Origin of the sequence: Mycobacterium sp. 4858 (genome assembly GCF_900240975.1) — a bacterium.
GTDB lineage: Bacteria > Actinomycetota > Actinomycetes > Mycobacteriales > Mycobacteriaceae > Mycobacterium.
On the sequence record NZ_LT968776.1, the window covers coordinates 1066072 to 1079578 of the forward strand.

Annotated in this window: 10 protein-coding genes; 4 read left to right on the forward strand and 6 right to left on the reverse strand. The window is 70.3% G+C overall.

Annotation, left to right across the window (positions count from 1 at the left end):
- Positions 1-122 precede the first annotated feature (122 nt).
- Both usfY and C1737_RS13515 read right to left on the reverse strand, forming a co-directional pair.
- A complete protein-coding gene (usfY, locus tag C1737_RS13510; protein WP_067918167.1) occupies positions 123-434 on the reverse strand; it encodes a protein UsfY in 312 nt (103 codons plus the stop codon).
- Positions 435-530: 96 nt separating this feature from the next.
- Positions 531-914, reverse strand: coding sequence for a hypothetical protein (locus tag C1737_RS13515; protein ID WP_067918169.1), 384 nt, complete (start codon positions 912-914; stop codon positions 531-533).
- Between the two features lie 351 nt (positions 915-1265).
- On the opposite strand from C1737_RS13515, the gene C1737_RS13520 reads away from it, so the two are divergent.
- The 3 genes from C1737_RS13520 to nei2 are packed head-to-tail and all read left to right on the forward strand — an operon-like array spanning position 1266 to position 7376.
- Positions 1266-1937 (forward strand): TetR/AcrR family transcriptional regulator, encoded by a 672-nt coding sequence (locus C1737_RS13520; protein ID WP_067918174.1) that lies wholly within the window; start codon positions 1266-1268, stop codon positions 1935-1937.
- Between the two features lie 38 nt (positions 1938-1975).
- On the forward strand, positions 1976-6607 hold the full coding sequence (locus C1737_RS13525) for an ATP-dependent helicase (protein ID WP_102418633.1): 4632 nt from the start codon (positions 1976-1978) through the stop codon (positions 6605-6607).
- 13 nt (positions 6608-6620) lie between these two features.
- Positions 6621-7376 (forward strand): endonuclease VIII Nei2, encoded by a 756-nt coding sequence (gene nei2 / locus C1737_RS13530; RefSeq protein WP_102419939.1) that lies wholly within the window; start codon positions 6621-6623, stop codon positions 7374-7376.
- A 60-nt stretch (positions 7377-7436) separates the two neighbouring features.
- On the opposite strand, the gene C1737_RS13535 is transcribed toward nei2, so the two are convergent.
- Positions 7437-8354 (reverse strand): PHB depolymerase family esterase, encoded by a 918-nt coding sequence (locus C1737_RS13535; protein WP_102418634.1) that lies wholly within the window; start codon positions 8352-8354, stop codon positions 7437-7439.
- Positions 8355-8515: 161 nt separating this feature from the next.
- Between C1737_RS13535 and C1737_RS13540 the strand changes: the two genes are divergently transcribed.
- The gene (locus C1737_RS13540) at positions 8516-8866 is read left to right on the forward strand and encodes a DUF732 domain-containing protein (RefSeq protein ID WP_067918180.1); all 351 of its coding nucleotides are present in this window, start codon (positions 8516-8518) and stop codon (positions 8864-8866) included.
- A gap of 292 nt (positions 8867-9158) precedes the next feature.
- On the opposite strand, the gene mgtA is transcribed toward C1737_RS13540, so the two are convergent.
- The 3 genes from mgtA to phoU are packed head-to-tail and all read right to left on the reverse strand — an operon-like array spanning position 9159 to position 13493.
- Positions 9159-11795, reverse strand: a complete 2637-nt coding sequence (gene mgtA, locus C1737_RS13550) for a magnesium-translocating P-type ATPase (RefSeq protein ID WP_102418635.1) — start codon at positions 11793-11795, stop codon at positions 9159-9161.
- Positions 11792-12790 carry a magnesium transporter CorA family protein gene (locus tag C1737_RS13555; protein WP_102418636.1) on the reverse strand — a complete coding sequence of 333 codons (999 nt, stop codon included), beginning with the start codon at positions 12788-12790 and terminating at the stop codon, positions 11792-11794. Before C1737_RS13555 ends, mgtA begins: the two co-directional genes overlap by 4 nt.
- Before the next feature lie 37 nt (positions 12791-12827).
- Complete coding sequence (gene phoU / locus C1737_RS13560) at positions 12828-13493, reverse strand: phosphate signaling complex protein PhoU (RefSeq protein ID WP_067919678.1); 666 nt, start codon at positions 13491-13493, stop codon at positions 12828-12830.
- Between the last annotated feature and the right edge of the window lie 14 nt (positions 13494-13507).

Here is a 13507-nt window from a genome sequence, read left to right on the forward strand (position 1 = left end):
GCAACCCTTCCGGCACTCATCATGGTGCACACCTGATACCCACTCGACGGTGCCGGTAACCCCCCGGATCGGCTTCCCCGAAAAATGGCTCGCCACTCACCCGGAGCGCGGTGCGCGTGCCGCTAGCTGGCGGGCCGCTGCCGGTGCGCCTCGGGGTGTTCGGCATACCAGCGATCCGCGAGCCGGCGGATTCGCCAGTGTTCTATCGCCACCCACACCAGTCCCAGGACGGCGGCGATGACGGCGAGCACGCCGGCGGTCACGCCCTCGTGATGGTGTCCGGTGCCGAAGGCCGCGAGGCTTCCGCTTGCCCCGACCACGCCCCCCATCACCAGCAGGTAACCGGGCCAGTGCAACACGTCGATCAATGATTCCCCGGCAAGCGGCCGCGTGGTCCTCAGATGGTCGACGGGGTCATGAAAGGTGTCTCCCATGGCTGCTCCTAGTGGAAATTCGTGACTTGTGCGCAGCTCAATACGGGTTGCACCTTCAACGGTAGATCTCCCGGAAGGCTTTTGGCGAGACCCTCCTCAGAGGGCCAGCGCCTGACCGGCGATCGGAGCCACGCCGAGGGCGACCATCAGCACCATCAGCGTGAACAAGAACCAGCCCGCGCCGTGCCATCCCCACCAGGTGCCCTGCGCCTTCCACACTTGGTACGTGCGCAGGAACGCCCACAGCCCGGCCGCCAGCAGGATCAGCGGTCCACCCAGCGCCAGCAAAGTCCGCTGCGGAGTGCCGCAGGCCACCGTGTCCACGGCGTTGCCCGGGCAGGTGCTCACCCACAGCGCGGCCAAGACCAGGAAGCCGACCGCCGCGGCCGCGGCCAGGACCGCGAACCGGATGGCGGCGCGGACCTCGCCGTCTTCCTGTCCCAAGCGATCACCACCCGACCGCTCATCCGCTTTGTGCATCCGTACCCCTCAGGTCCCCCACGTCGTTGTACCCAGCGTCATTGCTGTGTTCATCGTTTGCTGTGTCGCAATAGTTACCGCGCGACGACGAATGGTCCGACGGAGTTCGGGGCCCGATCGCGCTGGCACCAGCGGTATGCGCATGGGGACAAATACCCATCGGAGAAAGGGGTAAAACGACCGGATCCCGGCCGGCGGCGGGCGAAGGTCCGAACCCGCGGGAGGCGCTGACCCGCGGCGCCGCTGACAACACCGTCAATTACAACCGTGAATCACCGCTGGCCCGGGGCGTGGAGCCCGGATAGACACAAACTAATTGGTGTCTCAGCACTGATGAGTACTATCTCTCACATGCCGACAGCCCGAAGGCGGTTATCCCCCGAGGATCGACGCGCTGAGCTGCTCGCTTTGGGGGCAGAAGTCTTCGGAAAGCGACCCTACGACGAGGTGCGGATCGACGAGATCGCCGAGCGCGCCGGAGTGTCCCGGGCGCTGATGTATCACTACTTCCCCGACAAGCGTGCCTTCTTCGCCGCGGTGGTCAAGGACGAGGCCGACCGGCTGTACGAGACCACCAACATGGACGACGCCACCGGCCTGACCATGTACGAAGAGGTGCGCGTGGGGGTCATGGCCTACATGGCCTACCACGAGCAGAACCCGGAGGCCGCGTGGGCCGCCTACGTCGGCCTGGGCCGGTCCGACCCGGTCCTGCTGGGCGTCGACGACGAAGCCAAGAACCGCCAGCTCGAACACATCATGAGCCGCATCCACGACCTCGTGGCCAAGATCTCGGGCGCCAAGCTGGAGGCGGACGTCGAGCGCGACCTGCGGGTGATCTGCCACGGCTGGCTGGCGTTCACCTTCGAGGTGTGCCGCCAGCGCATCATCGATCCGACGATCAACGCCGACCGCCTCGCCGACGCATGCGCGCACTCGCTGTTCGACGCCATCGGCCGGGTGCCCGAGATTCCCGACGAGCTGTCCCACGCGATGGCCACGGCTCGAATCGAACCGCGCTAGCCCGCACGCTTGTCGGTGCGCCTTGGCACCATGGTCAGGTGACCACTCGTGACCCGCTAGGCCGGTTCAGCGCGACCACCCGCGAATGGTTCACCAGCACGTTCGCCGGTCCCACCACCGCGCAGGCCCAGGCCTGGGACGCCATCGCCGACGGCGACAACACGCTGGTGATCGCGCCGACCGGATCCGGCAAGACGCTGGCCGCGTTCCTGTGGGCCCTGGATTCCCTGGCCGGTCTCAGCGGTTCGGCGGAAAGACCGGCGGGCACCCGCGTGCTCTACGTGTCACCGCTCAAGGCCCTGGCCGTCGACGTCGAGCGCAACCTGCGCACCCCGCTGGCGGGCCTCACCCGCATCGCCGAGCGCCACGGCCTGCCGCCGCCCGACATCAGCGTCGGCGTCCGCTCCGGCGACACGCCGCCCGCCGAACGCCGCCAGCTCATCGCGCGGCCGCCCGACGTGCTGATCACCACGCCGGAGTCGCTGTTTTTGATGCTGACGTCGGCCGCGCGCGAGACCCTGGCCGGCGTGCAGACGGTGATCGTCGACGAGATCCACGCCATCGCCGCGGGCAAGCGCGGGGCGCACCTGGCGCTGTCGCTGGAGCGGCTCCAGGACTTGTCACAAGATCTGCGGGAGGGCCCGCCCGCGCAGCGCATCGGCCTGTCGGCGACGGTGCGCCCACCCGAAGAGCTCGCCCGGTTCCTCTCCGGGCAGCACCCGACGACCATCGTTGCCCCGCGGGCGCCCAAGAGCGTCGAGCTGACGGTGCAGGTGCCGGTGCCCGACATGGCCAACCTGGCCCACACTCCCCCGCAAGCGGGTGGTACCCCCAGCATCTGGCCCGACGTCGAGGCGCGGCTGGTCGACCTGATCGAGGCGCACCGGTCGACCATCGTGTTCGCCAATTCGCGGCGGCTGGCCGAGCGGCTCACCGCGCGGCTCAACGAGATCCACGCCGAACGCCGCGGGATCGAACTGGCGTCGGACGCCAACCGCGGGGTGCCCGGCGGGGCGCCCGCGCACATCATGGGCAGCGGCCAGACCTACGGCGCCGAGCCGCTGCTGGCGCGCGCCCACCACGGTTCGGTCAGCAAGGAGCAGCGCGCCCTGGTCGAGGAGGACCTCAAGCGCGGGCTGCTCAAGGCGGTGGTGGCGACGTCGAGCCTGGAGCTGGGCATCGACATGGGAGCGGTCGATCTGGTGATCCAGGTGGAGGCACCGCCGTCAGTGGCCAGTGGCCTGCAGCGCATCGGGCGAGCCGGCCACCAGGTCGGCGAGGTGTCACAGGGCGTGCTGGTCCCCAAGCACCGCACCGACCTGATCGGCTGCGCGGTGACCGTGCAGCGGATGCTCGCCGGCGAGATCGAGACGATGCGGGTGCCCGCCAACCCGCTGGACATCCTGGCGCAGCAGACGGTGGCGGCCGCCGCGCTCGAGCCGTTGGACGCCGACCGCTGGTTCGACACGGTGCGCCGCAGCGCCCCCTTCGCGACGCTGCCGCGCAGCGTGTACGAGGCCACCCTTGACCTGCTTTCGGGCAAGTACCCGTCCACCGAGTTCGCCGAGTTGCGTCCGCGGCTGGTCTACGACCGCGACACCGGCACGCTGACCGCGCGGCCCGGCGCGCAGCGGCTGGCCGTGACCTCCGGAGGCGCCATCCCCGACCGCGGGCTGTTCACCGTGTACCTCGCGTCGGATGCCGAAAAGCCCACGCGGGTAGGCGAACTCGAAGAGGAGATGGTGTACGAGTCCCGGCCCGGGGACGTGATCTCGCTGGGCGCCACCAGCTGGCGGATCACCGAGATCACCCACGACCGGGTGCTGGTGATCCCCGCGCCCGGGCAGCCGGCCCGGCTGCCGTTCTGGCGCGGCGACGGCGTGGGGCGGCCGGCCGAGCTGGGCGCCGCGCTCGGCGCGTTCACCGGCGAGATGGCCGGGCTGGACCGCGAGGCGTTCGACGCCCGGTGCGCCGGCCTGGGCTTCGACGCCTACGCGACCGACAACATGTGGGCGCTGCTGGACGAGCAGCGCACCGCGGCCGGGGTGGTCCCCACCGACACCACCCTGCTGGTGGAACGGTTCCGCGACGAGCTGGGCGACTGGCGGGTGATCCTGCATTCGCCGTACGGGCTGCGGGTGAACGGGCCGCTGGCCCTGGCGGTGGGCCGGCGGCTGCGGGAGCGCTACGGGCTGGACGAGAAGCCCACCGCATCCGACGACGGCATCGTGGTGCGCCTGCCGGACACCTTCTCCGATTTCGCGTCCGACACCACCGAGAACCCGCCCGGCGCCGACCTTTTCGTCTTCGACGCCGAGGAGATCGACCCGATCGTCACCGCCGAGGTGGGCGGCTCGGCGCTGTTCGCCTCGCGGTTCCGCGAGTGCGCGGCCCGCGCGCTGCTGTTGCCGCGCCGGCACCCCGGGCGTCGCTCGCCGCTGTGGCAGCAGCGCCAGCGGGCCGCGCAGCTGCTGGAGGTGGCGCGCAAATATCCCGACTTTCCGGTGGTGCTGGAAACCGTCCGCGAATGCCTGCAGGACGTCTACGACGTGCCGGCCCTCACCGCGCTGATGGCCGGCATCGCCCAGCGCAAGGTGCGGGTGCTCGAGGTCGAGACGCCGCGGCCGTCGCCGTTCGCGGCGTCGCTGCTGTTCGGTTACGTCGGCGCGTTCATGTACGAGGGCGACGCGCCGCTGGCCGAGCGCCGCGCCGCCGCGTTGTCGCTGGACACCACGCTACTGGCCGAGCTGCTGGGCCGGGTCGAGCTGCGTGAGCTGCTCGACCCGGACGTCATCGCCGCGACCGGCCGCCAGCTGCAGCACCTGACGCAGGACCGGGCCGCGCGCGACGCCGAAGGGGTCGCGGACCTGCTGCGGCTGCTGGGTCCGATGACCGAGGAGGAGATCGCCGCCCGGGCCGGCGGCTCCGAGGTGGGCGGCTGGCTCGAAGGCCTGCTCGCGGCACGCCGGGTGCTGACCGTGTCGTTCGCCGGCCGCAGCTGGTGGGTGGCCGTCGAGGACATCGGGCGGCTGCGCGACGGGGTGGGGGCGCCGGTTCCGCTGGGCGTGCCGGCCGCCTTCACCGGGGCGGTGGCCGACCCGCTGGGCGAGCTGCTGGGCCGCTACGCGCGCACCCACACGCCGTTCACCACGGCCGAGGCCGCCGCCCGGTTCGGGCTGGGGCTGCGGGTGACGGCCGACGTGCTGGGCCGGCTGGCCGACCCCTCCAGTTCGAAAGGCCGGCTGGTACGCGGCGATTTCGTCGCCGTGGAGGCATCCGTGATCTCCGGCGCGACCGGCGGCGAGCAGTGGTGCGACGCCGACGTGTTGCGCGTCTTGCGGCGCCGCTCGCTGGCCGCGCTGCGCGCGCAGGTCGAGCCGGTGAGCACCGCCGCGTACGGGCGGTTCCTGCCGGCCTGGCACGGGATGGTCTCCCCCGGTTCGTCCGCCCACTCCGGGCTGGACGGGCTGATGTCGGTGATCGACCAGCTGGCCGGTGTCCGGCTGCCGGCGTCGGCGATCGAACCGCTGATCCTGGGGCCCCGGGTCCGGGACTACTCCCCCGCCCTGCTCGACGAGCTGCTCGCCGCCGGCGAGGTGGCCTGGTCGGGCGCGGGGTCGATGTCGGCCGGCGACGGCGGGGTCGCGCTGCACGTCGGCGTTTCTGCGCCTTTGACGTTGGCCGCACCCGCCGACATCGACCTCACCGACGCCCACCGCGCGATCCTCGACACGCTGGCCGGCGGGGGCGCGTACTTCTTCCGTCAGCTCGCCCAGAACGGGATCCCCGAGGGGGACCTGAAAGCCGCGCTGTGGGAACTGATCTGGGCCGGCCGGGTCACCGGTGACACGTTCGCGCCGGTGCGCGCCGTGCTCGGCGGCGCGGGCGGCCGCAAACGATCCGCGCCGGCGCACCGATCGCATCGGCCGCCGCGCCTGAGCCGCTACAGCGTCGCCCACGCGCATTCCCGCCCCGCCGACCCGACGGTGGCGGGCCGTTGGTCGGCCCTGCCGGTCCCCGAGCCCGACTCCACGGTGCGCGCCCACTACCAGGCGGAGTTGCTGTTGGGCCGCCACGGCGTGCTGACCCGGGGCGCGGTGGCGGCCGAGGGCGTCACCGGCGGGTTCGCCACGCTCTACAAGGTGCTGAGCACCTTCGAGGAAGCCGGCCGGTGCCAACGCGGGTACTTCGTCGAGTCGCTGGGCGGCGCCCAGTTCGCCGTCGCGTCGACCGTCGACCGGTTGCGCAGCTACAGCGACGGCATCGATCCCGAGCGCCCGGAATACCGGGCCGTCGTGCTGGCCGCCGCCGACCCGGCCAACCCGTACGGCGCCGCGCTGCCGTGGCCGCCCTCCGGCGCGGACGGGGCCGGGGCCCGGCCGGGCCGCAAGGCCGGCGCGCTCGTCGTCCTGGTGGACGGTCACCTGGCCTGGTTCCTCGAGCGCGGCGGCCGGTCACTGCTCACCTTCAGCGACGACCCGGGCGCGCACCACGCGGCGGCCGCGGCGCTGGCAGACCTGGTCGCCTCCCGGCGCGTCGCGTCGATCCTGGTGGAACGCATCGACGGGGTGCCTGCGCTGCAGACCCCCGCCGGGGGATCGAATCCGGTCGCCGATGCGCTGGCCGAGGCCGGGTTCGCCCGCACACCGCGCGGACTGCGGCTGCGGTAAGGCTGCGGTCACCATGCCCGAAGGAGACACCGTCTGGCACACCGCGGCCCTGCTACGCCAGCACCTGGCCGGCCGCACCCTGACGCGCTGCGACGTCCGCGTCCCGCGCTACGCGACCGTCGACCTCACCGGGCAGGCGGTCGACGAGGTGCTCAGCCGGGGGAAGCACCTGTTCATCCGGGTGGGCCCGGCCAGCATCCACTCGCACCTGAAGATGGACGGCAGCTGGCGGGTCGGCGACCGCCCGGTCCGGGTCGACCACCGCGCCCGCATCGTCCTGGAAGCCGGCCCCGTCCGCGCCGTCGGCGTGGACCTGGGCGTCCTGGAGATCCTCGACCGTGACCGCGACGGCGACGCCGTCGCGCACCTGGGGCCCGACCTGCTGGGCGAGGACTGGGACCCCGCGCTCGCCGCCGCCAACCTGTCGGCCGACCCGGACCGGCCGCTGGGCCAGGCGCTGCTCGACCAGCGGGCGCTGGCCGGCATCGGCAATGTCTACTGCAACGAGCTCTGTTTCGTCAGCGGACACCTGCCCACCGCTCCGGTGAGCGCGGTCTCCGACCCGCTGAGGTTGGTCTCCCGCGCGCGAGACATGTTGTGGCTCAACAGGTTCCGCTGGAACCGCTGCACCACGGGCGACACCCGAACCGGCCGGCAGCTGTGGGTCTACGGGCGGGCCGGGCAGGCTTGCCGGCGCTGCGGCACCCCGATCAGCTACGACGGCACGGGGGAACGGGTCACCTACTGGTGCCCGTCCTGCCAGCGCTGACGCGGCTGGCCCGATGGTGGCGACCCGCAGCGCCCGGCTACGCCGCGCTCGCGATCGCCACTAGTCCCGCGCGTGCGCCAGGAAGAACTCCGCGATGGCTTCCGACCCGTCGAGCGCCCGGGTGGTGGGCCCGATGATCGCCTTCGGCAGGTATTGCCTGCCGCCCGGCCAGGTGTGCCCGCCGCTGTCGATCCGGTAAAAGATCACCTCGGTCGACGCCGCACACGCCGCGGAGTCGAAGCGGTGCACGACGGTGCCGTCGCCGACGTCCGGCAGCGCCTGCACCGACGGATCGCCCTGGCACCCGTCGGCGGCGCGCCACTTGTTCACCATGCTGTCGGCGGAGATGGAGTGGCTCACCCCGCCGCGGCCGCGCACGACACCGCCGTTGAACGGCACCAGCGGGTCGGCGGTGCCGTGCGCCTCCCACACCGAGACCGGCCGCGACGGATTGCACGCCACGCCCACGCCGAGGGTGCCCGCCACGGGCGCGACCGCGGCGAACACGTCGGCGCGGTCGCACGCCAGCCGGTTGGCCATGAAGCCGCCGTTGGACATTCCGGTGACGAAGACGTGTCCCGGGGCGATGCCGTAGTCGTTCTGCAGCTTGCCCACCAAGCCCACCAGGAAGCCGACATCGTCCACGTGCCGGCGATCCGCCGGCGACGCCCCCCGCCCGTCGGCCCAGCTCTTGTCGTAACCGTCGGGATAGACCACCAACAGGTCGTGGGCGTCGGCGACCGTGTCGAACCCGGTCAGGCCGCGCTGGCCGTTGCCGGTCCCGCCGCCGCCGTGCAGGCTCAGCACCAGGCCGACCGGGCTATCCGGCGGCACATGCAGCAGGTAAGTTCGGTCCATGCCGCCGGAACGGAATGTCCCGGAAGCATCCCGCGCGCTGGCCGCCGACACATGCCGCACACCACAGGCCGCCAAGCACACTGCCACGACGGCCAGCGCCAACCAACGCACGTATGGCATCCCGTCAGCGCACCGAGGGGACCGAGGCCGGAGCAAAGCCGGGTGTGGCGGTGGTCGCAATATGATTGATCCTGCACCGTGCGACACCGCAACGTGCAACTATTCGGGCAGCCCCCGCTGTCAGCGAGCAACGGCACTTCGATGTCACGGGAGTATCAGAAATGACGAGGACCCAGATCCGCAACCCCGGCCTGCTGGGGTTGCTGGTGGCTGTCGGCGTTGTCCCGGCGGCGGGGCTGTTGGGCGTGCCGGCGGCGACCCCGACCGCCAACGCCAGCGCCGCCGACGACGCCTTCCTCGCGGCGCTGACCGCCAAGGGCATCAACTACGAATCGCCCGAAACGGCCATCCGGTCCGGTCATTTGGTGTGCCAGGAACTCGAATCCGGTGAGTCCCCGCAACAGGTGGCAAACGACGTCATGACCAACAGCCACCTCGATGGCTACCACGCCGGCTACTTCGTGGGGGTGAGCATCCGGGCGTACTGCCCGAAGTACGGCACCCAGGCCTGAAAGTTAACAGCTAGTTGACAGGCTCGTGACACGTGCGCCGGTAAAATTTGGCCTGAATTCAATTTCGAGAACTCGAAGGCCAAATGATTCCTAAACTTTTGGTCGGCGTTGCACTCACTCTCGGCGCTGCAAGTTGGTCGGCAGCATCGGCGAACGCCGACCCAAGCCCCTTCACCACCCTCAGCTGTGCCTGCCAGGAGACGGCCCCGGCCGGCAGCACGACACTGATCGACAAGCTCGACCGGGGAATCCAGCAGGGTCTTTCGGATCTGCCGACCCTCCAGGTCGAGCACTAAGCCCCGTCCCGCCCGCGCATCCGCCGCTCGATGTAGTGGTAGCGGGCGGCCCGGCGGCGAATGCGGAACGCGTTTCCGCGGGCGCGATGCGGCTGCCCGGCGAGGTGCATCGGCTCGCTGTAGAAGAGCAGCTTGGCCAGCTCCACCAGCACCAGGTAGCTGGCGACGAACGCGCCCAGCACGGCGAAGAACTGCCACGGCAGCGGGGTGAAGCCCAGGGTGCGGGCCAGCGGCGAGATCGTCAGCCCGGCGCCGACGGCGACCACGGTGAGGCTGGTGACGGCGAGCAACGCGCTGGGCCGGCTGCGGAAGAACGGCACCTTGCGGGTGCGGATCGCGAAGATGATCAGCGTCTGCGTCGCAAGCGATTCCACGAACCACCCGGTGCGGAACTCGATCGCGCCGGCGTGCAGCACGCCCAGCATCAACCCGAACGTCAGGAAGTCGAACAGCGAGCTGATCGGTCCGAAGATCAGCATGAACCGGCGGATGAACGCGACGTTCCAGTGCGACGGCGCGTGCAGCTGCTCGGCGTCGACCCTGTCTGTGGGGATCGCCAGCTGCGAGGAGTCGTATAACAGGTTGTTCAGCAGGATCTGGCTGGGCAGCATCGGCAGGAACGGCAGCAGGGCCGATGCGGCGGCGGCGCTGAACATGTTCCCGAAGTTGCTCGACGTGCCCATCAGCACGTACTTGATGGTGTTGGCGAAGATGCGCCGGCCCTCGGCGACGCCGGTGGCCAACACACCGAGGTCCTTCTCCAGCAGCACCACGTCGGCGGCGTCCTTGGCCACGTCGGTGGCGCTGTCCACCGAGATCCCCACGTCGGCGGCGTGCAACGCCAGCGCGTCGTTGACCCCGTCGCCCAGGAAGCCGACGGCTCGCCCCTCGCGCCGCAGCGCGGTGATCAGCCGCGCCTTCTGCTCGGGGGAGATGCGCGCGAAGATGGTGTGGTGTTGCGCGGCGTACGCGAACGCGGCGTCGTCCAGGGGTTCGAGCTGCGCGCCGGTGATCGTGCCCTTCGAGGCCAAACCCAGTTCTTCACAGACCTTTTCGGCCACTCGCGGGTTGTCCCCGGTGGCGATCTTCAGCTCGATGCCCAGCTCGGCCAGCTCCAACAGCGATTGGCGTGCGGCGGATTTGGGCTCGTCGGCGAAGACCAGGAACCCCGCGAGCGAGAGCTCGCATTCGTCCGCCCGGGACAGCGTCGTCATCCCCGGCGCCGATTTGGTGGCCACGGCCACCACCCGGCGCCCGGCGGCGAACAACGCAGCCAGGGTCTCCTCCACCGCCGCCGGGACGGCCAGGCACTGGGCCAGCACCTGCTCGGGCGCCCCCTTGACCACCAGCACCCGGTTCCCGTCGTCGTCGACCAGCGCCGAGGTCGCGCGGCGTTCGTGGTCGAACGGCAGCAGCGCGACCCGGCGCGTGGCCCCGCCCACCAATTGCTGCGCCTGGGGGGATTCCCAGAGTGCGGCGTCGAGCGAATTCGCGCTGGCACCGGCGGTTTCCGGGTCCACATCGGTGGCCAGCAGGCCGAGCCGGCGGACCGGGTCGCTGTGCGCACCGCAGGCGTCGACGGCGTCCACCAGCCGGATCCGTCCCTCCGTCAAGGTTCCGGTCTTGTCGGTGATCAGGATGTCGATGTCGCCGAGGTCCTCGATGCAGACCAACCGCTTGACGAGCACCTTCGCCTTGGCCAGCTGGCGTGAGCCGGTGGCCAGACTGGTGCTCACGACGGCCGGCAACAGCTGCGGCGTGATGCCGACCGCGATCGCCAGCGAGAACAGCACCGAGTCGATGATCGGCTTGGCCAGCAGCAGGTTGCTGGCCAAGATGATCACCATCAGCGCGACGGCGACCTGCAGCAGCAGGTAGGAGAACCGGCGCAGCCCGACCTGGAAACCGGTTTCGGGCGGATGCTCGTCCAAACCCGAAGCGATCCGGCCGAATTCGGCGTTCTTTCCGGTGGCGTACACCACCCCGGTGCCCTCACCGGCGCTGACGATCGTGCCCATGAAGGCCAGGTCGCTCGCGTCGGCCAGGTCGGTTCCGGGCGGCACCGGATGCGGTGCCTTCTCCGATCCGGTCGATTCCCCGGTCAGGATGCTTTCGTTGCATTCCAGGCCTGTGACGTCGATCAGCCGGACGTCGGCCGGGACCGCCTCCCCCAGCGACAGCCGGATCACGTCGCCCGGTACCAGCTCGCTGACGGCGACCGAAACGAACTCTCCGTCGCGGCGCACCAGCGCGTTGTGGTGCACGCTGGCGTGCAGTTCGGCGGCGGCCCGCTCGGCGCGGTACTCGTTGATGAAGCCCAGGCCGATGCTGGCCGCCAGGATGATGCCGATGATGACGGCCTGCATGCTGTCGCCCAGGAAGTACGAGACGACCGCGGTGCCGGCCAGCAGGATGAGCACCGCGTTGCGCAGTTGACGACCCAGCACCGCAAGGGCGTTGACGCGATGGGTCCGCACCGCGTTGGGTCCGTAACGCGTCAGCCGGGCGGCGGCCTCCGCGCTGGACAACCCGGCGGCCGAGCTGTCCAGGCTTCGCAGCACCTCGTCGAGGGGGGCGGCGGCGACCAGCATCGCCTTCGGGGCCTCCGAGCCGGTCAGCAGGTCAGCGGTCATAGCCAGTCCCTCCGCTTGAACATCACGTAGATCACCACCATCAGCACGGAAATCAGGGTGGTACTCGCAAGGAAGCCGGCGAGATGGCCGAAGCCGGGGTAGGGAACGTTCTGCCCGTAGAAGCCCGTGATCGCGGTGGGGACGGCGATGATGGCCGCCCATCCGGTCAGCTTCTTCATGATGGTGTTCAGCCGGGCGTCCTGCAGGGAAAGGTTGGTCTCGAAAATGGTTGTGACCATGTCCCGCAACGACTCCGTCCACTCCGACACGCGCAGCACGTGGTCATACAGGTCGGCGTACAGCGGGTCCAGTTCCGGAGCGGTGCCGACCTCGCGGCGGTGGTGCTGGATCGAGTTGACGACCTCGCGCATCGGCAGCGCCACCCGCCGCAGCGCCACCAGGTCCCGGCGCATCTGAAATGTCCTGCGCTGGAAGCTCGCCTGGCGCGGCGTGCCGTCGAACAGCTCGTCTTCGATGGCCTCGACACAGTCGTCCAGGGCCTCCACCGCGGCGAAGTGGCTGTCGACCACGACGTCGAGCAAGCCGTGCACCAGCGCGCCCACGCCGTACTGCTGGGCGCCGATCTCATCCCAGCGCCGGGTGAGCTGGCTGACGTCGAAGTCCTGCGTCAGCCGTACCGTGATCAGGCCGCGCGGCAGCACGAACGCCGAGATCCGCTGCATGGACAGCATGCGCCGCGGCTCGTCGGTCACCTCCTCCGCGACCCCAACGGCGTAGACGGTGAAGAAGGTGTGCGTCTCGTACGCGGTGGCCTTCACCCGCTCGGCCGCCGCCACGGCGTCTTCCACCGCCCACGTGTTGAGGCCGAGCTCGGCCGCCAGGCCGCACAACGCGTCGTGGTCCGGGGCGCACAAATCCACCCACACCAGGGTGTCGGGCTCGCCCAGATATCCCGAGATGTCGTCGAACGTGAAGTCTTCCTGCGGCTTACCGTGGCGCCAGACACGGCCCTGGATGTCCGGTGTGCCCTGCACGGCGTTATCTTCCCAAGCCCGCCCCCACCGGTGCCGCTCAGTAGGTCGAGATCTCGTCCGGCGTGGGCAGATCGCCGCTGACGATGAAGACCACGCGGCGGCCGACCTCCACGGCATGGTCGGCGAAGCGCTCGTAGAAACGGCCCAGCAAGGCGCAGTCCACGGCGACGGGAATGTTGTCCCGCCAGCCTTCGTCCAGCAGCGCGCTGAACAGGTTGCGGTACAGCTCGTCCATCGCGTCGTCTTGTTCGCGAAGCCGGGCGGCCTGCTGCGGGTCGTGGGAGATCAGCACCTGTTTTGCGCTTTCGCCCAACGTGATTGCCACCTTCGCCATGTCGGCGAAGCACGCGCGGAGGTCGTCGGGCAGTATCCGGTTCGGGTGTTCGCGCCGGGCGATCTTGGCGATGTGCACCGCCAAGGCACCCATGCGTTCGATGTCGGCGATGATCTGGATGGCGCTGAAGATCGCCCGCAACTCACCGGCGACCGGTTGTTGCAGCGCCAGCAGGGCGAACGCTTCCCGTTCGGTTTGCGCCCGCATCTCCACCATGCGGTCGTGCTCACGGATCACCTGTTCGGCGGCGTCCAGGTCGGCCTCCAGCAGGGCATCAGTGGCGCGCCGCATGGCGTCGTTGGCCAGGCCGCACATCTCGCCGAGCTGAACCGTCAACTCGGCCAGCTGGTGGTGGTAAGCGCTTCGCATAGCGCAACGGTGGC